This window comes from Kitasatospora sp. NPDC040550, assembly GCF_055594965.1.
Map to the genome: position 1 here is coordinate 126,640 of NZ_JBVIWC010000006.1, position 21,625 is coordinate 148,264.

A 21,625-nucleotide genomic window follows, 5' to 3' on the forward strand; every position below is an offset into this window, starting at 1 on the left:
CCAGCTGCTCGCCGGGCTGACGGCCGTACGCGACGGGGACCTGCGCACCCGACTGCGGCCCGATCGGCCCGGGGTGCTCGGGGAGCTCGCGACGGTCTTCAACCAGATGGCCGACCAACTGGCCGGGGTGACCTCCGAGGTGGCCAGGGTGGCCCGGGAGGTCGGCAGCGAGGGCCGGCTCGGCGGCCAGGCGCGGGTGGAGGGCGTCGCCGGAACGTGGCGTGACCTCACCGAGAACGTCAACGCGATGGCGTCCGACCTCACCGGGCAGGTCCGTTCGATGTCCGAGGTGGCGACGGCCGTCGCCCGCGGTGACCTGTCGAGAAAGGTCACGGTGGAGGCGAAGGGCGAGGTCGCGGCCCTGGCCGGTGCGATCAACACCATGGTGGACACGCTGTCCGTGTTCGCCGACGAGGTGACCAGGGTGGCCCGGGAGGTCGGCACCGAGGGCATCCTGGGCGGGCAGGCCCGGGTGCCCAACGTCGCCGGGACGTGGAAGGACCTCACCGACAGCGTCAACTTCATGGCGCACAACCTGACCAGCCAGGTGCGCAACATCGCCCAGGTGACCACGGCGGTCGCCGAGGGTGACCTGACCCGCAAGATCGACGTGGACGCCCGCGGGGAGATCCTGGAGCTCAAGACGACCGTCAACACCATGGTCGACCAGCTCGGCTCCTTCGCCGCCGAGGTGACGAGGGTGGCCCGGGAGGTCGGCAGCGAGGGGCGGCTCGGCGGCCAGGCGCGGGTGGAGGGCGTGTCCGGCACCTGGAAGCGGCTCACCGAGAACGTCAACGAGCTGGCGGGCAACCTGACCCGGCAGGTCCGCGCGATCGCCGAGGTCACCGGCGCCGTCGCCGACGGTGACCTGACCCGCTCGATCACCGTGGACGCCTCCGGCGAGGTCGCCGACCTCAAGGACAACATCAACTTCATGGTCGAGTCCCTGCGCGAGACCACCCGGGCCAACCTGGAACAGGACTGGCTCAAGACCAACCTGGCCCGCTTCTCCGCCGCCATCCAGGGCCGGCGCGGCATCCGGTCCGTCGCCGAGATGATCACCGACGAGCTGACCCCGCTGGTCGGTGCCCAGTACGGCGCCTTCTTCCTCGCCGAGGAGGACCACGGGCGGGGCACCGAGCTGGTCCTGATCAGCGCCTACGGCCGCCCGGCCGGGGAGACCCGGCGTCTGCGGCTGGGGGAGTCCCTGGTCGGCCAGGCCGCCCGCAGCCGGCGGACCATCGCCGTCGACGACCTGCCGCCCGGCTACGCCACCATCGGCTCCGGGGCGGGCGCCACGGACGCCCGCTCGCTGGTCGTCCTGCCGATCGCGGTGGAGGAACGGCTCCTCGGCGTCCTGGAGTTCGCCTCGGTCCACCCGTTCACCCCGGTCCACCGGGCCTTCCTGGAGCAGTTCACCGAGTCCTGCGGCGTCAACATCGGCACCCTGCTCGCCAACGCGCGCACCGACGAGCTGCTCGGTGAGTCCCAGCGTCTGACCGCCGAACTCCGTTCCCGGTCCGAGCAGTTGCAGAAAGGGCAGGAGGAGCTGCGGCGCTCCAACGCCGAACTGGGCGAACAGGCCGCCCTGCTCGCCCAGCGCAACCGCGACATCGAGGCCAAGAACCTGGAGATCGAGCAGGCCCGCCAGGAACTGGAGGAACGCGCACGGCAGTTGAGCCTGAGCTCGACGTACAAGTCCGAGTTCCTGGCCAACATGAGCCACGAACTGCGCACCCCGCTCAACAGCCTGCTCGTCCTCGCCCAGCTGCTCGCCCAGAACGCCACCGGCAACCTCACCGCCAAGCAGGTGGAGTACGCGGGCGTCATCCACTCCGCCGGCACCGACCTGCTCCAGCTCATCAACGACATCCTGGACCTCTCCAAGGTCGAGGCCGGCAAGATGGAACTGGCCCCCGAACCCTTCGCCGTGCGCGAGCTGCTGGAGTACGCCGAGTTCACCTTCGAGCCCGTCGCCGACCAGAAGGGCCTCGCCTTCGAGGTCGCCGTCGAGCAGGGCGTGCCCGAGGAACTCGTCACCGACCAGGCCAGGTTGCGCCAGGTGCTGCGCAACCTGCTCTCCAACGCGGTCAAGTTCACCGACGCCGGCCGGGTCGAGCTGCGGATCCGGCGGGTCGAAGGCCCGGACCTGCCGCCCGAACTGGGCGCCACGGCCTCGGCAGTGGCCTTCCACGTCCAGGACACCGGGATCGGCATCGACCCCGCCCACCTCGACACCATCTTCGAGGCCTTCCAGCAGGCCGACGGCACCACCAGCCGGCGGTACGGCGGCACCGGCCTCGGCCTGTCGATCAGCCGCGAACTCGCCCGGCTGCTCGGCGGCACCCTCACCGTCACCTCCACCGCCGGAGAGGGCAGCCTGTTCACCCTCTACCTCCCGCTCACCGGACCGGACCGGCCGGTCGGCGGAGCGGACACCGAACCCCGGACCGCGGCCGGCGCACCCGGCCCGGCGACCGCGACCCCGGCCGGACCGGCGGCGCCGACCCCGGACGACCCGCTCGCCGGGCGGACCGTTCTGATCGTCGACGACGACCTGCGCAACGTCTTCGCCCTCTCCGCCGCCCTCGAACAGCACGGCCTGAGCGTCCTGCACGCCCCCGACGGCCGCGCCGGACTCGACCTGCTGCGCACCCACCCCGAGACCGACGTGATCCTGATGGACGTGATGATGCCCGGCCTCGACGGCTACGCCGCGATCGCCGAGATCCGCGCCGACGAGCGCTTCGCCCGCCTGCCCGTCATCGCCGTCACCGCCAAGGCCATGCCCGGTGACCGGGGCAAGAGCCTGGCGGCCGGAGCCGACGACCACGTCACCAAACCCGTCGACACCGTTCACCTGCTCGCCCGGATCCGGCACGCGCTGGACGCGGCATGACGGCCGGGAACCGCCCCGGGGACGACCAGGCGGCCCTGGCCCTCGCCGCGACGGTGCGGCGCCTCCAGCAGGCCGCCGTGCGGGCGCGCGCCGAGGAACGCACCCGCGCCGTCGTCGACCTCGCCACCGGGATGCTGGCCGAGCGGCTCGACCTGCTGCCCGCCGAGGCGGCCGCCCACCTCGCCCGGCTCGCCCGGGAGGCCGGCGTGCCGGCCGCCGCCCTGGCCGCCGACATCGCCGGGGTCCGCGACCCGCCGGCCGGCGCGCTGCCGGCCTCCGTGCCGCCCGTGACCCCGGCACTCGCCGATCCGCCCGAGCTGCACCGTGCGGCCGCCGCCGTCCTGGAGCAGACCGCGGGGGCGCTCGGCGTCCGGGCCGTCGCCCTGTGGCAGCGGCTCCCGGCCGGAGCGCTCGCCCTCGCCGCGCACGCCGGGCTGTCCGTGGGCGAGGCCGCCGCGTGGAGCCGGGTGCCGCCCGGGGTGGCCACCCCGGCCCAGCGCGTGGTCGGCGGCGGACCGGAACTGTGGCCCGGTGATCCGGGGGCGTCGGGCCCGTCGGTGGGCACCGGACCGGTGCGGGCCGTCCTCCCGCTGCTCTCCGGCGGCCGTCGCCAGGGCGCGCTGGAACTCCTCTGGCCCGGACCCGGCCCCGCCCCCGTGCTCGGAGGACCACAGCGGCGCCAGCTCTACGCCCTCGCCGACCTGTGTGCCACCCTCCTCGCCGACGCGCGGACCCCCGTCCCGCAGGACGACGACACCGCGCTCCTGGAGGGCCTGCCCGCCCCGGCCCTGCTGCTGGCGCCGGTGCTGCGCCGCGGCCGGGCCGTCGACTTCACGCTCCTGCGGGCCAACGCCCGCTTCCACGATCCACTGGGCCGCCCCCGGGAGGAACTGGAGGGAGCCTCGCTCCTGGAGGCCTATCCGCTGGCCTGTGCCACCGGCCTCCTGGACCGGCTGCTCACGGCGCACGAGAGCGGCGAGCCGGTGTCCGGCGAACACGTGCGGCTGGCCTTCCGGAAGGACGACCTCGGCTTCCCCGCCACCGTCCTGCTCACCGCGGCCCCGTACGGCGACCGGCTGCTCGTCGGCTGGCAGCCGGAACCCGAGCCGGCCGACGAGGCGGAGGAGAAGGCCCTGATGCGCCAGGCCCAACGGCTCGCCCAGGTGGCGGGGTTCGAGGAGCACCCCGCCGAGGGACGGATCCGCTGGAGCGAGGGGCTGCGCGGGATCTACGGGCTGCCGTCCGACGCCGAGCCCGTCCCGCTGGCCCGGCTCCTGCGGCACACCCACCCCGACGACCGACCCGCCGTCCGGCGCCTGCTGGACACCGTCGACCACCGGCACCGGACCGCCTCCGCGGTCTTCCGGCTGCTCCGGCCGGACGGCACCTCCCGGTACACCCGGGTGATCGCCGAGCCCGTCCTCGACGACGACGGCCGGCTCACCGCCGTCCGCGGCGCCTACCACGACGTGTCCGTCCAGCACCGCACGGAGATCGCCCTCGGTGCCACCCGGGAACGCCTCGCCGAGAGCGAGCAGCAGACCGCCGAGAGCGAGAAGCTGGCCCTGCGGCTCCAGCAGGCGATCCTGCCCGCGGCGCCGCCCCCGTTTGACGTCACCGGACTGCACGCCGCCGTCCGCTACCGCCCCGCCGCCAAGCGCGACCGGGTCGGCGGCGACTGGTACGACGTCCTCCCGCTGCCCGACGGGTGCGTGCTGCTCGCCGTCGGCGACGTGGCCGGCCACGGCGTCGGCGCGGCCACCGGCATGGTCGCGCTGCGTCACGCGCTGCGCGGCCTCGCCACCACCGGCGCGGGCCCCGCCGAGCTGCTGGCGTCGGTGAACACCGTCGCCCTGCGCGAGCCCGGCCAGGTGACCGCCACGGCCCTGTGCGCCCTGCTCGACCCCGTCGGCGGCGGGCTGCGCTGGGCCCGGGCCGGCCACCTGCCGCCGATCCTGGTCGGGCCGGACGGTGCCGAGGTGCTGCCGCTGCCGCACGGAGTCCTGCTCGGCGCGCTGGAGGACGCCCGCTACGAGGAGCACACCGCCCACCTGCCCCGGGGTGACGTGCTGCTCCTGTACACCGACGGCCTGGTCGAACGCCGGGACCGCCCGGTCGAGGAGTCCGTCGACGAGCTGATCCGTGCCGCCGGGCCCCCGGGCCCGCACCTGGAGCGCTACCTGGACCGCCTGCTGGAGCTCAGCCCGGCCGACACTGACGACGACACCTGCCTGATCGCCGTCCGGGTGGAGTAGTGCCGACGGAGCACCGGGCGCCCCGTCGGTGGCATCCTGACGGGATGCGCCCACGGGCGCCGAGAGCCACGGGTGCCGAGGACGACGCGTGCCGAGAACCACGGGTGCCGAGAACAGGGAGGATGCCGTGCTCCTGAACCGACCGTCGCCGCCCGCCGCCCCGGGTGGTTGAGGTGCCCCGTCGCGGCCGGGCCGCACCGCCCGTCCGTACCTGGTGGCAGCTGCTGCGGCTGGTGGTCCGGAGCGTGTGGGAACAGGGCCGCACGGTCGAACTGCTCCAGCGCTCGATGGCCTTCGCCGCGCTGTTCTTCGTGACCCTCGTCCCGCTGCTGATCGTCATCGCCGCCGCCTTCCCGGCGCGCGGCACCGGCATCGCCGAGTGGATCACCGACGGCCTGGGCCTGTCCGGGCAGGGCGCCGCCGCCGTCCACCAGCTCTTCGTCTCCCGCGGCCAGGTGCTCAGCACCACCACGGGCTTCGGCCTCGCCGCGCTGGCCGTCTTCGGGGTCTCGCTGATGGCCGCGATCCAGGGGGTCTACGAACGCATCTGGGAGCTCGACCGCGGGCCGTGGCACACCGTCTGGCGCCAGACCCTCGGACTGGCAGCACTGACCGGCTACATCGTGCTCGCCGCCCTGAGCGGCACGCCGTGGCGCCACTCGGCCGTCCAGCCCACCGTCCGGATCGCCGTGACGACCGTCGGCGGCATCCTGCTGTTCTGGTGGCTCCAGCGCCTGCTGCTCGGCGGCCGCGTCCCGGCCCGGGACCTGCTGCCGGGAGCCGTCGCCACCATGGTGGCGCTGGCCGGGCTCCGGCTCTTCTCCCGGCTGGTCTTCGCACCCCTGCTGGTGTCCAACGCCGTCTCCTACGGGACGGTGGGCACCGTGCTGATCGTCCAGTCCTGGCTGATCGGCGTCGGCTACACCGTGTACGCCGGCGCGCTGGCCGGACGCGTCCTGGTCCAGGCCCGTCACACACCGTAGCGCCGAGCGGGACCGCCGCCGCCCCGCTCCGGCCAGGCAACCGCGGTGCCCGAGCCCCCGCCGCCCCGGCCGCACCGGGACCGCCGCGCTGTCCGCTGACCGAGCCGGTACCGGTGTCGCCGCCGCAGACCAATCCGGGCCGCCGCCCGCTCCGAACCACGAGTGCAGACCACCGACAGGGCCGCAGGCGCGCGCCCTGGGCAGAGAGGGGCCCTCGTGACGACGGTCGACACCACCTCCGGACGCTTCCGGGCGATGCGCGGCGGGCCGCCCGGCCGGCGGGTGGCGGTGGTGGGGGCCGGTGTCGCCGGGCTCACGGCCGCCTACGAGCTGTCGCGGTCCGGGGTGGAGGTGGAGCTGTTCGAGGCCGACGGGCGGCTCGGCGGGCACGCCCACACCCAGCGGGCCACCGGGCCGGACGGTCGCGAACTCGCCCTGGACACCGGGTTCCTGGTGCACAACGAGCGGACGTACCCGCATCTGGTGCGGATGTTCGCCGAACTCGGCGTCCGCACCCAGGACAGCGAGATGAGCATGTCCGTGCGCTGCGACGGGTGCGGGCTGGAGTACGCCGGTGCGCGCGGGCCGGCCGGGCTGTTCGCCCGGCCCGACGTCCTGGTGCGCGGCCGGTACCTGCGGATGCTCGCCGAGGTGCCGCGCTTCCACCGGCTCGCCCGCCACCTGCTCGCCGACCCGGCGGCGGGAGACCCCAGCCTGCGGGAGTTCCTCGCCGCCGAGGGCTTCTCCCGGTACTTCGTCGACCACTTCATGACCCCGGTGGTCTCCGCCGTGTGGTCGTGCGCCCCCGACCTGGCGGGCGACTACCCGGCCCGCCACCTGTTCACCTTCCTCGACAACCACGGCATGCTCTCCGTGACCGGATCGCCGACCTGGCGCACCGTCGTCGGAGGCTCCCGCAGCTACGTCGAGAAGATCGCCGAGCGGCTCACCGCCGTCCACCGCTCCGCCCCCGTCCGGCTGGTGCGCCGGCACCCGGACGGCGTCACCGTGGTCGCCGAGGACGGACACCGCACCGAGGCCGACGCCGTCGTGGTCGCCACCCACGCCGACCAGGCCCTGCAGCTGCTCGCCGACCCGACCGACGCCGAACTGGAAGTCCTCGGCGCCTTCGGCTACTCGCGCAACCCCACCGTGCTGCACCGCGACCCCTCTGTGCTGCCCCGGGCCCGCTCGGCGCGCGGGTCGTGGAACTACCGGATGCCGCACTGCACCGCCCCCTCCGATCGGGTGCGGGTCAGCTACCACCTCAACCGGCTGCTGCGCCTGGACACCGCCGAGGACTACCTGGTCACCCTCAACGAGGACCGGCAGCACCCGATCCCCGAGGAGCTGGTGGTCTCCCGCACCGTCTACGAGCACCCGGTGTACACCGCCCGGACCGTCGCCGCCCAGCGCCGGCTGCCCGAACTCACCACCGGCCGCACCGCGTTCGCCGGTGCCTACCACGGCTGGGGCTTCCACGAGGACGGCTGCCGCTCCGGCGTCGAGGCGGCCCGCGCCCTGCTGGGGGTGGGCGCGCCGTGAACCCCCTCCCCGGCCCCTGGGGCGCCGTGCTGTACGAGACCCGGACCACCCACGTCCGCGTCGCGCCCCGACGGGTCTTCCGGCACCGCGGCTACCTCTGGCTGGTCGACCCGGACCACCTGCCGCCGATCCCGTGGCCACTGCGCCCGCTGGCCGCCTTCCGGGCGGGCGACCACGCGATCGACCGCACGGCACGGGACACGACGATCCGTCAGGACCTGGAGCACTTCCTCGCCGACCACGGCGTACGGCTCGGTGAGGGCCGCGTCCTGATGCTGACCCAGGCCCGCTCCCTCGGGCACGTGTTCAACCCGCTGACCGTCTACTGGTGCCACGACCCGCAGGGCCGGGTGCGCTGCGCCGTCGCCGAGGTGCACAACACCTACGGCGGCCGGCACCGCTACCTGCTCCACCCGGACACGGCCGGCCGGGCCGGGACGCCCAAGGAGTTCCACGTCTCCCCGTTCTTCCCGGTCGACGGCCACTACCGGATGTCCCTGCCCCCGCCGGGCGAGCGCCTCGACCTCACCGTCCGGCTCGACCGGCCGGACGGCCACGCGTTCACCGCCACCGTGCACGGCACCGCCCGCCCGGCCGGCCCCCGCACCCTGTTGCGGGCGGTGCTCCGGCACCCGCTCGCGACCTGGGCCGTCAGCCTGCACATCCGCTACCAGGGCATCCGGCTGTGGCTGCGCGGCCTGCCCGTCCACCCGGACCCGGCCACGGAAGAGGTACCCACCACATGACCAGCACCACCCCGACCAGCACCACCCGGCCGAGCGCCACCGCGCCGACCGCCCCCGCCCGGCCGACCCCCGTCGTCGACCCCGCCCGCTGGCCGGACGTCGCCCGGGTACCGCACGCCCCGCTGCGCGCCGCGGTCGCCGCACGCGTGCTGCGCCGGGCCGCCGCCCGACGCGGCATCCGGATCGAACTGCCGGGCGCGGAGGCCGGGTCGGCGCCCGGCTCCGCCACCCCGGTGCTGCGCCTGCACCACCCGAAGGCCTTCCTGCACCGCCTCGGCACCGGCGGCCTGATCGGCTTCGGCGAGTCCTACCAGGCCGGCGACTGGGACAGCCCCGACCCCGTCGCGCTGCTCACCGCGCTGGCCGCCGCCCCCGAGGCCCTGGTGCCCAGGGGCACCGGGTGGCTGCGGCGGTTCTACGTCCGGCGCCCGCCCCGCGCGGAGCTGTCCACTCCCGGCAACGCCCGGCGCAACATCCAGCGCCACTACGACCTCTCCAACGAGCTGTTCGCGCTCTTCCTCGACCCGACCATGACCTACTCCGCCGCGGTCTTCCCCGAGGGCCCGGGCGCACGGCCGACCGCGACCAGGGAGGGCCTGCCCGCCGCGCAGCACCGCAAGATCGACCGGCTGCTCGACCTCGCCGCCGTCGGCCCCGGCACCCGGCTGCTGGAGATCGGCACCGGCTGGGGCGAACTCGCCGTCCGCGCCGCCGCGCGCGGCGCCCGGGTGGTCAGCCTCACCCTCTCCGAGGAGCAGCTCGCGCTCGCCCGCCGCCGGATCGCCGACGCCGGACAGGCCGACCGGGCCGAGGTCCGGCTCTGCGACTACCGCTCCGCCCGGGGACGGTACGACGCGGTGGTCAGCGTCGAGATGATCGAGGCCGTCGGCCGCCCGTTCTGGCCGGAGTACTTCGCCACCCTCGACCGGGTCCTCGCCCCCGGCGGCCGGATCGCCCTCCAGGCCATCACCATGCCCCACGACCGGATGCTCGCCAGCAGCCGCACCTACACCTGGATCCTCAAGTACGTGTTCCCCGGCGGCCAGATCCCCTCGCTGCGGGCGATCACCGACACCGCCGCCCGCACCGGCCTACGGGTGGACCGCGCCGACGCCTACGGCCCGCACTACGCCGAGACCCTGCGGCTGTGGCGCGAGCGCTTCGCCGAACGGTGGCCGGAGGCCGCCGCCCTGGGCTTCGACGAGGTGTTCCGCCGCACCTGGGAGCTCTACCTCGGCTACTCCGAAGCCGGCTTCCGCACCGGCTACCTGAACGTGCACCAGCTGCTGCTGACCCGCGCCGGCAGAACGGCCCCGGGCCCGTACGGGGCGAGGCCGTGAACGCCGCGGCCTTCGGCCTCAACCTGGCCGTCACCGCCGGGGTCGCCCTCGCCGTCATGCTCGCCGCCTTCGCCGTCGGCGTGCGCTCCGGACGGTACCGGGGGGTGGACGTCGCCTGGGGCCTGGCCTTCGCCGCGATCGCGCTGACCGGCCTGGCGCTGTCCGCCGGGCACGGCGACGCCGGGCGCCGACTGCTGGTCACCGTCCTCGTCACGGTGTGGGGCGTACGGCTCTCCGTCCACCTCTGGTGGCGTGCCCGGGGAGCCCCCGAGGACCCGCGCTACGCCCGGATGCTCGCCCGCGCACCCGCCGGACCGGCCCGCACCCGGTACGCGCTGCGCATCGTCTTCCTGCTCCAGGCGGCCATCGTCTGGTTCGTCTCGCTGCCCGTCCAGGTCACCCAGTACCTGCCCGGCCCGCCCGGCGCGCTCGCCTGGGCGGGCACCGCGGTGTGGGCGGTCGGACTCGCCTTCGAGGCCGTCGGGGACCGGCAGTTGGCGCGGTTCAAGGCCGACCCCGGCAACCGGGGACGGATCATGGACCGCGGCCTGTGGCGCTACACCCGCCACCCCAACTACTTCGGCGACGCCTGCGTCTGGTGGGGCCTCTTCCTGCTCGGCGCCGACACCCCGACCGGCTGGGCGTTCGTGCTCAGCCCGCTGCTGATGACCTACCTGTTGGCCTTCGGCAGCGGAAAGCCCATGCTGGAGCGGCACTTGGGGTCCGACCGCCCCGGCTGGGCCGACTACGCCGCCCGTACCAGCGGCTTCCTCCCGCTGCCGCCGCGCCGCCGTCCGTAGGCTCTGCCGCCCGTCGTTCTCCTCCGCCCCGAAACCCCGGTGCGCCCCGACGCCTGTCGCCGCTACCGTCCCCGGGTGACCCGTCGAACCCCGCCGCGCCCGCTGAACGTCGAAGAGCTGTTCCCCGAAGTCGTGCCCCTCCGCCGTGAGACCGTGCGGCTGCACCCGCGCGCGGGCCGGCCGACCCCGGGGGACAGTTCGGTCGGCGGGCCGCTGCTCTGGCCGGCGGCGGAACCGTGGCCGGAGTGCCCGCGCCACCCGGGTTCGCCGATGGTCGCGGTCGTCCAGCTCCACCGGGCCGACCTGCCGGACCCGGTGCCCTTCCCGGCGGGGCGGGACCTGCTCCAGCTGCTCTGGTGCCCGCGGCCGCACCAGGGCCAGTGGGTCGTCCCGCTGGTGCGCTGGCGGAGCGCCGGGGAAGTGGGGGAGGTGCGGCCGGCCCCGCCGGCGCCGGCCGAGGCCTGGCACGGGTGCGTGCCGAGGCCGTGCGTCGTGCACCCGGAGCTGGTCACCGAGTACCCGAGCTGGGACCTGTCGGAGGAGCTCTGGGACGCCCTGGATGCCCGCTTCGAGCGGGTGGAGCGGGAGACGGGCTGGGACTACCAGGACCACCTGTCCACCGCGCCGGGCACCAAGCTGGGCGGCTACCCGGGCTGGAGCCAGGAGGCGGAGTGGCCGGACTGCCCGGGCTGCGGGACGGCGATGGACCACCTGCTCACGGTGGAGAGCACCGAGGAGCACGCCCCCGGGCAGGCCTGGACCCCGGTCGAGGACCGCGACCACGACTGGGAGGGCGCGGGCCTCAGACTCGGCGACCTGGGCGGGGTGTACCTGTTCGAGTGCCGTACCTGCCCGGGCCGCCCGTTCACCCACCGCTACGACAGCTGAACCCGTCCGGCGGAGTCCGCAGGCCCGTCCGGCATGGTCGGCAGGCCCGTCCGGCGGGCCGTCAGCCCCGGGCCACCCGGAGGGCCCAGACCACCAGCGGCACCTGGAGCGGCACCCGGGCGACGGCCGCCGCCCGCAGCGGGGCCGGTCGGGTGCGCCAGTCGCGGGCCATCCGCACGTTCGCCGGGAGCACCGCCGTGAACAGTGCGGCCGCGGCCAGGGCTCCGGTGCGCCGGGTGCGGGGGTGGGCCACGGCCGCGCCGACGGCCAGCTCGGCCAGGCCGCTGAGGTGGGTCCAGGCCCGCGGGCGGCCCGGCAGGGCGCGCGGGACGATCGCGTCGAAGGGGCGCGGCACGGCGAAGTGCGCCACCCCGGCGGCCAGCAGGAGGCCGCTCAGCAGACGGGCGGATCGGTCGGCGGACATGCTGCTCCCGGGGAGTGCGGGTCGGTGGCGCCGCGGTCGGCCGACCGGGGTTACCGGATGGTAACCGCTGGGGGCCGGGCGCGGCAGGCCCGGAGGCGGCCCGATGCCGGTCCGAGGCGGTCCGAGGCCGGTCCGGAGCCGGTCCGGCGCCGGACCTGCCGGGGAACGGCGGGACCGGCGCCGGGAACACGGGGTGAGTGGGGTGAGCGGGGCGGGGAGGGTGCGCGGGGTCAGCCGAAGGACAGCAGCATCACCGGGGCCGCACTCGGATGCGCCGAGCCGCCCGCCGGTTCGACCGTCACGCCGACGCCGCTGGCCCCGTCCAGCGGCCCGGACAGCAGCAGTGCCCCGTCGCCGCCCGGCAGCAGTCCGGCCGGACGCATCGTCCCGGAGTCGTTGAACCACAGCTGGTAGGTGCTGCCCGCACCCGGCGCCGGCATCCCGGAGGCCAGGAACGCGGCCCGGTCGCGGCTGGGTGACCAGACCACGGTGCCCACGCCCGCCCCGCCCGCCGCCGCCCCGGTGGCGGTGCGGGCGTCGGGTGCGGCGAGCAGGCCCGCGATGTGGTCCTGTGCCTGCTGGAGCGCGGTGGCGCGGGCCCGGGCCCGGTCGGCCTCCCGGTGCTGCTGGACGGCGACGCCACCGGCGCCGACCGCCAGGGCCAGACAGGCAGCGAGCGCCAGCCTCGGCAGGCCGCGGCGCAGCCGGCCGGGCCGGCGGCCGTCCCCGGCCAGGGGAGCGGCGCGCGGGGCCTCCTGGCGCAGGGTGGGCAGGGCGGCCATCACCCTCGCCCGGAGGGCCTCCGGCGGGACCACGGAGTCCGCGGCGCCGAGCCTGGCCAGGGTCGCGGCGAACTCCGCCACCTCCTGGGCGCAGGCCGGGCAGTCGGCCAGGTGGCGTTCGAACTCGGCGCTCTCGGCCGGGTCCAGGGCGTGGGTGGCGTACGCGCCGGTCAGCGTGTGCAGATCGGTGACGGTCATGCGCCCACCCCCAGGCAGTCGCGCAGGCGGATCAGTCCGTCGCGCATCCGGGTCTTGATGGTGCCCAGTGGTGCGCCGAGGACCTCGGCGACCTGGGGGTAGGTGTAGCCGCGGTAGTACGCGAGTGTCAACGCCTCCCGCTGCAGTTCGGTCAGCGTCCTCATGCAGCGCCGTACCTGTTCGCGTTCCAGTCGGCCCTCGACCTGCTCGGCGACCTCGTCGAACACCGGGGCGTGGGCGGCGGCGGCCGCCCGCTGGTCGCGGTCGGCGGCGGCCTGCGCGGCCCGGACCCGGTCCACCGCGCGCCGGTGGGCGATGGTCAGCACCCAGGGCATGACCTCGCCGCGCTCGGCCCGGTAGCGGGCGGCGGTGCGCCACACCTCCAGCAGCACCTCCTGAGCCACCTCCTCGGACTGCGCCGGGTCCCGCAGCACCCGGCGCACCAGGCCCAGCACCGGGCCGGCCACCGCGTCGTACAGGCGCGAGAAGGCGTCCTGGTCGCCCCGGGCGACCCGGGCGACGAGTTCCCGCAGGTTCGGGCCGGGCAGGGCCGGCCCGGACAAGTGCACGACGGCGCTCATCCGGCCGCTCCTGCGGTACGGCGGGCGGGCGGCGGGCCGCACGGGCGGAGGGCGGGCATCTCGGGCCTCCCCGGGACGTGGCCGGAGCGGAGCCCGGCCGGGTGGACAGTACGGCTGACACCCGCTCTTCGGTGCGGGCGGGGCGTCGGATTGGTCCGGGATCATCCCGGCCGGGCGGGCCTGATCCGTCACGGTACGGCCCAATCCGTCACGGCACGGCCCAATCCGTCGGGGCGCGGGCGACGAATCCCTGAGCGGAAGGCGGTCCGCCCAGCACCGGGCCGGCCCGCGGAACCCCTTCGGTACGAGCGGAGGCTGCCACCATGGCTCCCACCCGCCTCGCAAGGCCCCCCGACGGTCGCCGTGACGACCTGGTGGCGCGGATCGTGCGGGCCGTCTCCGAGGGCGACGGCGCCGCCGTGGACGTGCTCCTGGTGGTCCTGGAGGCCGTCGCGGACGAACCGACGCTGCGCCGGCTGTCCACGGAGCTGCGCCTCCTGGCGCTGCCGCCGACCGCTCGGCCGGGCCCTCGGCCGGGCCCTACCTCCGGTTCGCGGCCTGCTTGACGGTCCTGATCGACGGCGCCGTCTCGACGTGGCTGACCGCCGGGAGCGCGGCCACCCTGGTGGTCAGGTAGCGGTACAGCGCGCGCTGGTCCGCGCAGACCACGGTGGCGTACAGGTTGGTCGGCCCGGTCGTGGCGCAGGCGAAGGCGACCTCCGGGTGCCCGGCCAGCGCCCGGCCGGCCTCCGCCAGGTACGGGGGAGCGACCGAGATCCACAGCAGGGTCCGGGTACCGACACCGAGAAGGTGCGGGTCGCAGTCGATGTCCAGGTAGAGCACCCCGCGTTCGCGCAGCTCCGTCATCCGGCGCCGGACGGTCGTCGGCGACCAGCCGGTGGCGGCGGCCAGTTCCTCGAACCCGGCCCGGCCGTCCGTTTCGAGGGCGGCGAGCAGCCGGCGGTCGCCGTCGTCCAGCCGCACTGGCCCGGACCGGTCGGCCGGCGTGGGCGGAGCGGGCGGGCGCAGGGCCGCGACGGCGGTCCCGTCCAGCGGGCCGAGCTTGGCGATCACGCTGTCCGGGCCGCCGTAGAAGGAGTGCAGCACCGAGTGCGCGCTCACCCCCTCGACCCGGGGGGTGCGGGGGAGTCGGGCCAGCAGCAGGGCCTCGCTGTCGGCCTCCGTCTCGGCGCGGACGGTGCAGGTGATCTCGGTGCCGCCGGAGGTGAGGCTGACCCAGGAGGTGTCGGGACGGCGGGCCAGCGCCTCGGCGACCGCGACCGCCGCGGAGGGCGCGCAGCGCACCCGTAGCAGCCACAGTTCGGCGCCCAGCGCGAGCGGGTCGACCCCGCCGAGCACCCGCACCGCGCCGGTCGAGCGCAGCCTGGCGTACCGGCGGGCGACTGTGCGGTCCGACACCCCGAGGGCGGCGGCGACGGTGCTGAACGGGGCCCGGCCGTCGATCTGCAGGGCGTGGACGAGGCGGCGGTCCAGCTCGTCGTAGTCGGATTCCACCGTGCCGAGGGTAGCCGGTGTCGGATTCCGTCACCATCACGCCGGTCACTGGGTCAACGGCGCCTGGTGGAGTGAGCGTTGAGCCCGTCAACGGAACCCGGCCGGCGACGGACGACGAGCCGGACGGAACCACCCGACGGACCCGAGGAGAAGCACCATGGACACCGACGTACTCGTCGTCGGAGCCGGCCCGACCGGCCTGACGGCGGCCAACGAACTGCTGCTGGCGGGCGCGTCGACCGTAGTCGCCGACCGCCTGCCCGCCCGCAGCACCCTGTCCAGGGCGGGCGGCGTGCAGACCCGCACCCTGGAACTGCTCGACCAGCGCGGCCTGCTGGAACCGCTGCTGGCCGGCGGGGACCACCCCGTCGGCGGGAGCCACTTCGCGGGCATCCCGCTGCCGGACGCCCCGGCCGACGCCCCCGGGCCGGGCGCCTTCCGCCCGCGCCGGCCCTGGCGCTCCGTCCCCCAGGTCGTGCTGGAGGCCTTCCTGGAGGAGCACCTCGCCGGGCAGGGCCTCACCGTCCGGCGCGACCACGAGCTGGTCGACCTCGCCCAGGACGAGGAGGCCGTCACCGCGACCTTCGCCGGGGGCCGGGTGGTCCGGGCCCGCCACCTGGTCGCCGCCGACGGCGGCCACAGCACCGTACGCTCCCTGCTCAAGGCCGAATTCCCTGGCCGGGAAGGCACCTTGACCACGATCGCCGCGGACGTACGGCTGAGCGGCGCCGACGACCTGCCCACCCACCACCGCAGCCCGGACGGCCACTGGACGGGGATCTTCCCGCTCGGCACCGACGGCCGGGGCCGGCCGCTGCGCCGACTCGCCATGGGCGGGCCGGGCCGGTCGCTGCCGAGGGACGTGCCGATCACCGAGGAGGAGATCCGCGAGGGGCTGCGGGCTGTGTTCGGCGAGCGGGTGCGGCTGCTCGAACTGTGCCACGCCCGCCGCATCACCAACGCGGCCCGGCAGGTCGCCCGGTACCGGCACGGGCGGGTGTTCCTGGCCGGCGACGCGGCCCACGTCCACCTCCCGCTCGGCGCCCAGGGCATGAACGGGGGGATGCAGGACGCCTTCAACCTCGGCTGGAAGCTCGGCGCCGCCGTCCGGGGCTGGGCGCCGGAGGGCCTGCTCGACAGCTACCACGCCGAACGCCACCTGGCCGGGACCACCGTGCTGCGCAACGTCCAGGCGCAGGGCCTGCTGATGGACTGGGCGGGCAGCCGCGACCCGGACGTGCTGGCCACCCGGGACCTCTTCACCGAGCTGATCGCCCTGCCGGAGGTCCACCGCCGGCTGAGCGAGGTGATGTCCGGGACGGCGACCCGCTACCCGATGCCGGACGCCGGCCCCCACCCGCTGCTCGGCGGGCCGGTGCCGGACGCGGACCTCGGCCCGGCGCGGCTGCACCAACTCCTGCGCTCCGGACGGGGCGTGCTGATCGACCCGCGGGGCGTCCTCGCGGAGGCCGTCGCCCCCTGGTCCGACCGGGTGGACCGGTTCGGCGGGGGAGCCCCCGTGGAGCCGATGCTGATCCGCCCGGACGGCCACGTCTGCTGGGTGGGCACCCCGGAGACCCTCCGGCCCTCCCTCGCCCGTTGGTTCGGCACCCCGCACCGGGTCGCCTGACGTACCGTCAGTCTGGTGGCGCCCCCGTACCGTTCCTGGTGCGGGGGCGCCACGGCTCACCCGGTCGGCGACGGGTAGCCCCGGGCGCGGACCAGGTCGTGCGCGAGCGCGGTGAAGGCCCCGGTGGCGGCGCTCCGGTAGGCCTCGGTGCGGTGCAGCAGGGCGACGGTGCGGGTGGGGAGGGGCGGTTCGAGCGGGATGCGGGCGAGCCGCGGGTGGTCGTGGGTGACGGCGTCCGGGAGCACGGTGGCGAGCGGGGTGCGCTGGACGACCTCGGTGAGGGCCTGGACGGAGTTGGCCTCGACGGCGATCCGCGGGCTGACGCCGTGCCGGGCGAGGTAGTCGTCGATGTGGCCGCGGGTGGCGAAGTCGCCGCTGAGCAGGGCCAGTCGGCGGTCGGCGAGTTCCCGTACCGGGAGCGGGCCGTCGAGGCCGGTGCCGGTGCCGGTGCCGGTGCGGGTGCCGGTGACCAGGGTGAGGTGCTCGGTGAACAGCGCGGTGGCGGTGACGCCGGGCAGGTGGGGCCCGCGGAAGGCGATGCCGAGGTCGAACTCGTCGGTGAGCAGCCCGGTTTCGATGCGGTCCTGGCTGGTCTCCCGGACGGTGAGGGTGATCCCGGGGTGCCGGGTGTGCAGCTCGGCGGCGAGCGGGCCGACGAGGTAGGCGGTGAAGGTCGGCGTGACGGCCAGCCGCAGCCGTCCGCGCGAGAGGTCCTGGACGTCGTGGACGGCGCGTTCGGCGGCGGCGAGGTCCCGCAGCGCGCCGCGGGCGTGGTGGGCGTACGCCCGGCCGGCGTCGGTGAGGCGCACGGTGCGGCCGGTGCGGTCCAGCAGCTGGGCGCCCAGGGTCCGTTCGAGCTGCTTGACCTGCTGGGACAGCGTCGGCTGGGAGATGTGCAGCTCCTCGGCGGCGCGGGTGAAGTTGCCGTGGTCGGCCACGGCGAGCAGATAGCGCAGGTGGCGCAGTTCCAGGGCCATGAATCGAACTATAGACCCCATCGATGGAAAGCATCGGCAACAGCTCTTGGACGCTATAGCCCCAGGTCGTGCACTGTGGACCTCGCCAGGCCGCACCGGCCCGGCGCCACGAGAGGGAGTGACCCCATGCGTGACTTCACCGAGGGCCTCGCGCACTTCCAGCGGGACGTGTTCCCCGCCAAGGAGGAGCTCTTCGCCCGGCTCGCCGCCGACCACAGCCCGCACACGCTGTTCATCGGCTGCTCCGACGCCCGCGTCGTGCCGGAGCTGATCACCGGCTCGGACCCGGGGGAGCTGTTCGTGATCCGCACCGCGGGCAACCTGGTGCCCGCCTACACCCCCGGAGCCGACGGCGTCACCGCGAGCATCGAGTACGCCGTCGCCGCCCTGGGCGTCCGGGACGTCGTGGTCTGCGGGCACTCCGGATGCGGCGCGATGACCGCCCTCGCCCACGGCCACGACCTCAGCGGAGCCCCGGCCGTCGCCGACTGGCTGCGGCTCGCCGACGCCTCGGTGGCGCGCACCGCCACCACCGGAGACGTTCCGGCCCTGGTCCGGCAGAACGTGCTCGCCCAACTGGCGAACCTGGCCACCCACCCGTCCGTCGCCCGCGCCCTGGCCGCTCGGGCGCTCACCCTGCGCGGCTGGGTCTTCGACATCGCCACCGGCGGCGTCGAGGACCTCACCGCCACCACCGGCCGGGCCGCCGCACTCGCGGCCTGACCGACCCCAGCCCCCCGGAGCGGCCTCGCCGCGCCACCGGGAACCCCACCGACCACGAGAAGGAACCTCCCATGGTGCACGCCCAGTTCGACCCCACCGCCCGCCAGCTGCTCGCCGTCTCCGCCGTCGAGGCCAAGATCCGCAAGGACCTCACCTGGCAGCAGATCGCCGACGTCTCCGGCCTGTCGGTGGCCTTCACCACCGCCGCCGTCCTCGGCCAGCACGCCCTGCCGAAGGAGGCCGCCGAGGCCGTCGCCGAACTGCTGGGCCTGGACACCGACGCGGCCCTGCTGCTGCAGACCATCCCCACCCGCGGCTCGATCCCCGGCGGCATCCCCACCGACCCGACCATCTACCGCTTCTACGAGATGCTCCAGGTCTACGGCACCACCCTCAAGGCCCTCGTCCACGAGCAGTTCGGCGACGGCATCATCTCCGCGATCAACTTCAAGCTCGACGTGCGCAAGGTCGCCGACCCCGAGGGCGGCGAGCGCGCCGTGATCACCCTGGACGGCAAGTACCTGCCGACCAAGCCGTTCTGATCCGCCCCCTTCTTCCCGTGCGGCGGGGCGGCGCCACCACCCGCCCCGCCGTCCCGACCCCACTCAGGAGGACTCCGTGGACTTCGTCCAGCGCACCATCGACCTCGCCCGCCGCAACGTCGAGGAGGGCGGCCGCCCGTTCGCGACCGTCATCGTCAAGGACGGCCGGATCCTGGCGGAGAGCGCCAACCAGGTCGCCCAGACCGGCGACCCCACCGCCCACGCGGAGATCCTCGCCATCCGCGAGGCCTGCACCGGGCGCGGCACCGAGCACCTGACCGGCGCCACCATCTACGTCCTGGCCCACCCCTGCCCGATGTGCCTGGGCTCGCTGTACTACTGCTCGCCGGACGAAGTGGTCTTCCTCACCACCCGCGAGGCCTACGAGCCGCACTACGTCGACGACCGCAAGTACTTCGAACTCGACACGTTCTACGGTGAGTTCGCCAAGCCCTGGGACCAGCGCCGACTGCCGATGCGGCACGCGCCGAGCGAGGACGCGGTCGAGGTGTACCGCCTCTGGCAGCGGCGCAACGGCGGCGAGCGCCGGGTCGCGGGCGCCCCGACCGCCCCGACCGCGCCCACCGCGCCGACTGCGGGCTGAGGCCGGGACGGCCGGGGCGCTCGGGGTGATCGAGAAGGCGGCCTGGGTCCGGTCCGGTGGCCACGACGTTCCGCCGCCGTGCGGGCTCAGGGCGCGGTGAGCCCGGGCAGGGGGCCGAACTCGGTGCGCGCCCACCCGGCGCAGGTTCCGCGCGGCGGGGGCGGCGACCTCGAAGGGGACGTCCGCCAGGAGGACGGCCGTTCCGGCGTCCAGCGCCAGGCCGGCCTGCCAGAGGCTCAGCCCCGTCACCGTGCGGACCGCCTTGAGCCGCACCGCGCCCCGGGGCGAGGGGCCGGCGAGCCGGACGGTGAACTGCGGGTCCTCCACAACTCCCCCTTCGCCACGCGGTCTTCACGGCCTCGGCAGGCCGGTCAACTCCCCGCCCGGCCACCGCGCCAGCGGATTTCCGTCCGCGTCGATCCGGGAGTCCAGCCCCCCTCCACGCCGTCGTCGTGGGCGGGCCTGGCAGGCTGGGGTCGGACGGGGCGCCGGCCGGGTGTCCGTCCGGCGAGGGGGTGTTGGTGGTGGGTGGTTCGGTGGGCCGGCGGGTGCCTCCGCTGGATCCGGAGGTGCGGCTGGCGGTGGAGGCCGCCGGGGCGCGGGCGTGGGAGGTGCTCACCCCGGAGGGCCTGGTGGCCTGGCAGGAGCGGGACGCGCGCGCCCGGCCCCGGCCGACGCCCGACCGGCTGAGCGACGGCGGCCGGTTCGAGGTGACGGAGCTGCGCGTGCCACGGGCCGACGGCGACGGCGCGCTCACCTTGGTCAGCGCGCGGCCCGCCGGCGTCCGCGAGCCGCTGCCGCTGCTCTACTACCTGCACGGCGGCGGGATGGTGACGGGCAACGCGTGGTCCGTCCTGCCCCGGGTGCTGCGCTCCTGGGCGCTGCCCCTGCGGCTGGCCGTGGTCTCCGTCGAGTACCCGCTGGCGCCGCGCACCCGCTTCCCCGGTGCCGTCGAGGACTGCTACGCCGGACTCGGCTGGGTGGCCGAGCACGCCGACGAACTGGCCGTGGACGCCGGGCGCCTGGTCATCGGCGGCAAGAGCGCCGGCGGCGGGCTCGCCGCCGCCCTCGCCCACCTGCTCCGCGACCGCGGCGGACCGGCGCCGATCGGCCAACTGCTGCTCAGCCCGATGCTCGACGACCGCGGCGACACCTTCTCCAGCCACCAGATGGTCGGTCACGACACCTGGGACCGCTCCTCCAACGCCACCGCCTGGGAGGCCGTGCTCGGCGACCGCCACGGCGCCGCCGACCTCTCCCCGTACGCGGCCCCGGCCCGCGCCACCGACCTCACCGGGCTGCCCGCCGCCTACCTGGACGTGGGCTCCGCCGAGACCTTCCGGGACGAGGCCGTCGCCTACGCCGACGCGATCTGGCGGGCGGGCGGCGAGGCCGAACTCCACGTCTGGCCCGGCGCTTGCCACGGCTTCGACACCCTCGCCCCGCACTCCGCCCTCGCCCGGGACGCCCAGGAGGCCCGCACCCGCTGGCTCCGGCGCGTGCTCCGGCGATGACGCGGTGACGCGGCGGTGCCGCGGCGACGGTGCGGCGGTGCCGTGGTGACGGTGCGACGGTGCCGTGGCGGCCCCCGGGGCCGAAATCGGTTCGACCGGGGCGGCCGACCGGCGGGATGCTACCGGGATGGAGTTCCTCTGCTACCACCGCGACCGGCCCGGATCCCTGCCGCTGCGCGACGAACTGCTCGAAGCGCACTGGTCCTACATGGACGGGTTCGCGCGGGAGATGATCGCCCGGGGGCCGACGCTCACCGACGACGGGGCCCTGCCCACCGGCAGTGTGCACGTCCTCGACCTGCCCGGTCCCGCCGCCGCCCGGGCGTTCGCCTTCGAGGAGCCGGGCTACCAGGCCGGGGTCTACCGGGACGTACTGCTGCGGCGGTGGCGCAACCTGCTGGGGCGCACCATGTGGGACTTCCCCGGCGGCCGGACCGAGGGCACCCGCTACCTCGTGCTCGGCCTCGGCGGCGGGCAGCCCGTCGACCTCGCGGTGCCGGCCGACCGGGAGGAGCTCATCGCCTACGGGCCGCTGCTCTCCGACGACGGGACGGCCTGGCTGGGCACGGCGGTCCTGGTCAGGGCGCCGGATCCGGACGCGGCACGGGCGGTGCTGGCCGCGGACGGCTACGCCGACGTCGAGGTGCACCGCTGGCAGTTCGGCGGCCGCCCGTCCTGA

19 protein-coding genes and 1 pseudogene are annotated in these 21,625 nt (G+C 75.5%); 15 read left to right on the forward strand and 5 right to left on the reverse strand.

Features of this window, described 5'->3' with window-relative positions:
* Positions 1-19: 19 nt before the first annotated feature.
* The 8 genes and pseudogenes from ACZ58X_RS11715 to ACZ58X_RS11750 all read left to right on the forward strand — a co-directional run.
* Positions 20-2,899: pseudogene (locus tag ACZ58X_RS11715) on the forward strand (HAMP domain-containing protein); the annotation flags it as partial.
* Positions 2,896-5,154 (forward strand): PP2C family protein-serine/threonine phosphatase, encoded by a 2,259-nt coding sequence (locus ACZ58X_RS11720; RefSeq protein WP_470333497.1) that lies wholly within the window; start codon positions 2,896-2,898, stop codon positions 5,152-5,154. The pseudogene ACZ58X_RS11715 and the gene ACZ58X_RS11720, both read left to right, overlap by 4 nt.
* A gap of 173 nt (positions 5,155-5,327) precedes the next feature.
* Positions 5,328-6,137, forward strand: a complete 810-nt coding sequence (locus ACZ58X_RS11725) for a YhjD/YihY/BrkB family envelope integrity protein (protein WP_470333498.1) — start codon at positions 5,328-5,330, stop codon at positions 6,135-6,137.
* Between the two features lie 255 nt (positions 6,138-6,392).
* Positions 6,393-7,682, forward strand: a complete 1,290-nt coding sequence (locus tag ACZ58X_RS11730) for an NAD(P)/FAD-dependent oxidoreductase (RefSeq protein WP_470333642.1) — start codon at positions 6,393-6,395, stop codon at positions 7,680-7,682.
* The gene (locus tag ACZ58X_RS11735; protein ID WP_470333499.1) at positions 7,679-8,428 is read left to right on the forward strand and encodes a DUF1365 domain-containing protein; all 750 of its coding nucleotides are present in this window, start codon (positions 7,679-7,681) and stop codon (positions 8,426-8,428) included. Before ACZ58X_RS11730 ends, ACZ58X_RS11735 begins: the two co-directional genes overlap by 4 nt.
* On the forward strand, positions 8,425-9,768 hold the full coding sequence (locus ACZ58X_RS11740; protein ID WP_470333500.1) for a class I SAM-dependent methyltransferase: 1,344 nt from the start codon (positions 8,425-8,427) through the stop codon (positions 9,766-9,768). The genes ACZ58X_RS11735 and ACZ58X_RS11740 overlap by 4 nt, the downstream gene beginning before the upstream one ends.
* Before the next feature lie 56 nt (positions 9,769-9,824).
* Positions 9,825-10,568, forward strand: a complete 744-nt coding sequence (locus ACZ58X_RS11745) for a DUF1295 domain-containing protein (protein ID WP_470333643.1) — start codon at positions 9,825-9,827, stop codon at positions 10,566-10,568.
* Positions 10,569-10,643: 75 nt separating this feature from the next.
* Entirely contained in the window at positions 10,644-11,456 is an 813-nt protein-coding gene (locus ACZ58X_RS11750; protein WP_470333501.1) for a YwqG family protein, read from the forward strand.
* 61 nt (positions 11,457-11,517) lie between these two features.
* Here the strand turns inward: ACZ58X_RS11750 and ACZ58X_RS11755 are convergent, their stop codons facing one another.
* The 3 genes from ACZ58X_RS11755 to sigK all read right to left on the reverse strand — a co-directional run bounded on the left by ACZ58X_RS11755 (position 11,518) and on the right by sigK (position 13,441).
* Positions 11,518-11,880 carry a DoxX family protein gene (locus ACZ58X_RS11755; protein ID WP_470333502.1) on the reverse strand — a complete coding sequence of 121 codons (363 nt, stop codon included), beginning with the start codon at positions 11,878-11,880 and terminating at the stop codon, positions 11,518-11,520.
* Positions 11,881-12,110: 230 nt separating this feature from the next.
* Entirely contained in the window at positions 12,111-12,860 is a 750-nt protein-coding gene (locus tag ACZ58X_RS11760; RefSeq protein ID WP_470333503.1) for an anti-sigma factor, read from the reverse strand.
* Entirely contained in the window at positions 12,857-13,441 is a 585-nt protein-coding gene (gene sigK / locus ACZ58X_RS11765; protein ID WP_470333504.1) for an ECF RNA polymerase sigma factor SigK, read from the reverse strand. Before sigK ends, ACZ58X_RS11760 begins: the two co-directional genes overlap by 4 nt.
* Positions 13,442-13,764: 323 nt before the next feature.
* Here sigK and ACZ58X_RS11770 point away from each other — a divergent pair, with 323 nt between their 5' ends.
* Positions 13,765-14,007 carry a hypothetical protein gene (locus tag ACZ58X_RS11770; RefSeq protein ID WP_470333505.1) on the forward strand — a complete coding sequence of 81 codons (243 nt, stop codon included), beginning with the start codon at positions 13,765-13,767 and terminating at the stop codon, positions 14,005-14,007.
* On the opposite strand, the gene ACZ58X_RS11775 is transcribed toward ACZ58X_RS11770, so the two are convergent.
* On the reverse strand, positions 13,982-14,956 hold the full coding sequence (locus tag ACZ58X_RS11775) for an Lrp/AsnC family transcriptional regulator (protein WP_470333506.1): 975 nt from the start codon (positions 14,954-14,956) through the stop codon (positions 13,982-13,984). The two genes, ACZ58X_RS11770 and ACZ58X_RS11775, sit on opposite strands and share 26 nt — an antisense overlap.
* Positions 14,957-15,113: 157 nt before the next feature.
* Here ACZ58X_RS11775 and ACZ58X_RS11780 point away from each other — a divergent pair, with 157 nt between their 5' ends.
* Entirely contained in the window at positions 15,114-16,586 is a 1,473-nt protein-coding gene (locus ACZ58X_RS11780; RefSeq protein ID WP_470333507.1) for an FAD-dependent monooxygenase, read from the forward strand.
* Between the two features lie 56 nt (positions 16,587-16,642).
* Here ACZ58X_RS11780 and cynR read toward each other — a convergent pair whose 3' ends face one another.
* Positions 16,643-17,563, reverse strand: a complete 921-nt coding sequence (gene cynR / locus ACZ58X_RS11785; RefSeq protein WP_470333508.1) for a transcriptional regulator CynR — start codon at positions 17,561-17,563, stop codon at positions 16,643-16,645.
* Positions 17,564-17,689: 126 nt separating this feature from the next.
* Between cynR and ACZ58X_RS11790 the strand changes: the two genes are divergently transcribed.
* The 5 genes from ACZ58X_RS11790 to ACZ58X_RS11810 all read left to right on the forward strand — a co-directional run bounded on the left by ACZ58X_RS11790 (position 17,690) and on the right by ACZ58X_RS11810 (position 21,625).
* Complete coding sequence (locus ACZ58X_RS11790) at positions 17,690-18,286, forward strand: carbonic anhydrase (protein WP_470333509.1); 597 nt, start codon at positions 17,690-17,692, stop codon at positions 18,284-18,286.
* A gap of 71 nt (positions 18,287-18,357) precedes the next feature.
* Positions 18,358-18,828 carry a cyanase gene (gene cynS, locus ACZ58X_RS11795; RefSeq protein ID WP_470333510.1) on the forward strand — a complete coding sequence of 157 codons (471 nt, stop codon included), beginning with the start codon at positions 18,358-18,360 and terminating at the stop codon, positions 18,826-18,828.
* Positions 18,829-18,904: 76 nt separating this feature from the next.
* A complete protein-coding gene (locus ACZ58X_RS11800) occupies positions 18,905-19,432 on the forward strand; it encodes a nucleoside deaminase (protein WP_470333511.1) in 528 nt (175 codons plus the stop codon).
* A 548-nt stretch (positions 19,433-19,980) separates the two neighbouring features.
* The gene (locus ACZ58X_RS11805) at positions 19,981-20,946 is read left to right on the forward strand and encodes an alpha/beta hydrolase (protein WP_470333512.1); all 966 of its coding nucleotides are present in this window, start codon (positions 19,981-19,983) and stop codon (positions 20,944-20,946) included.
* Positions 20,947-21,073: 127 nt separating this feature from the next.
* Positions 21,074-21,625 carry a YciI family protein gene (locus tag ACZ58X_RS11810; protein ID WP_470333513.1) on the forward strand — a complete coding sequence of 184 codons (552 nt, stop codon included), beginning with the start codon at positions 21,074-21,076 and terminating at the stop codon, positions 21,623-21,625.

Excerpts from the sequence above, each read along its gene's own strand:
- ACZ58X_RS11760 (WP_470333503.1), bottom strand. The coding sequence starts at position 12,860 with ATGACCGTCACCGATCTGCACACGCTGACCGGCGCGTACGCCACCCAC.
- ACZ58X_RS11790 (WP_470333509.1), top strand. The coding sequence starts at position 17,690 with ATGCGTGACTTCACCGAGGGCCTCGCGCACTTCCAGCGGGACGTGTTC.
- cynR (WP_470333508.1), bottom strand. The coding sequence starts at position 17,563 with ATGGCCCTGGAACTGCGCCACCTGCGCTATCTGCTCGCCGTGGCCGAC.
- sigK (WP_470333504.1), bottom strand. The coding sequence starts at position 13,441 with ATGAGCGCCGTCGTGCACTTGTCCGGGCCGGCCCTGCCCGGCCCGAAC.
- ACZ58X_RS11755 (WP_470333502.1), bottom strand. The coding sequence starts at position 11,880 with ATGTCCGCCGACCGATCCGCCCGTCTGCTGAGCGGCCTCCTGCTGGCC.
- ACZ58X_RS11720 (WP_470333497.1), top strand. The coding sequence starts at position 2,896 with ATGACGGCCGGGAACCGCCCCGGGGACGACCAGGCGGCCCTGGCCCTC.
- ACZ58X_RS11780 (WP_470333507.1), top strand. The coding sequence starts at position 15,114 with ATGGACACCGACGTACTCGTCGTCGGAGCCGGCCCGACCGGCCTGACG.
- cynS (WP_470333510.1), top strand. The coding sequence starts at position 18,358 with ATGGTGCACGCCCAGTTCGACCCCACCGCCCGCCAGCTGCTCGCCGTC.
- ACZ58X_RS11740 (WP_470333500.1), top strand. The coding sequence starts at position 8,425 with ATGACCAGCACCACCCCGACCAGCACCACCCGGCCGAGCGCCACCGCG.
- ACZ58X_RS11770 (WP_470333505.1), top strand. The coding sequence starts at position 13,765 with ATGGCTCCCACCCGCCTCGCAAGGCCCCCCGACGGTCGCCGTGACGAC.
- ACZ58X_RS11730 (WP_470333642.1), top strand. The coding sequence starts at position 6,393 with ATGCGCGGCGGGCCGCCCGGCCGGCGGGTGGCGGTGGTGGGGGCCGGT.
- ACZ58X_RS11745 (WP_470333643.1), top strand. The coding sequence starts at position 9,825 with ATGCTCGCCGCCTTCGCCGTCGGCGTGCGCTCCGGACGGTACCGGGGG.
- ACZ58X_RS11810 (WP_470333513.1), top strand. The coding sequence starts at position 21,074 with ATGGAGTTCCTCTGCTACCACCGCGACCGGCCCGGATCCCTGCCGCTG.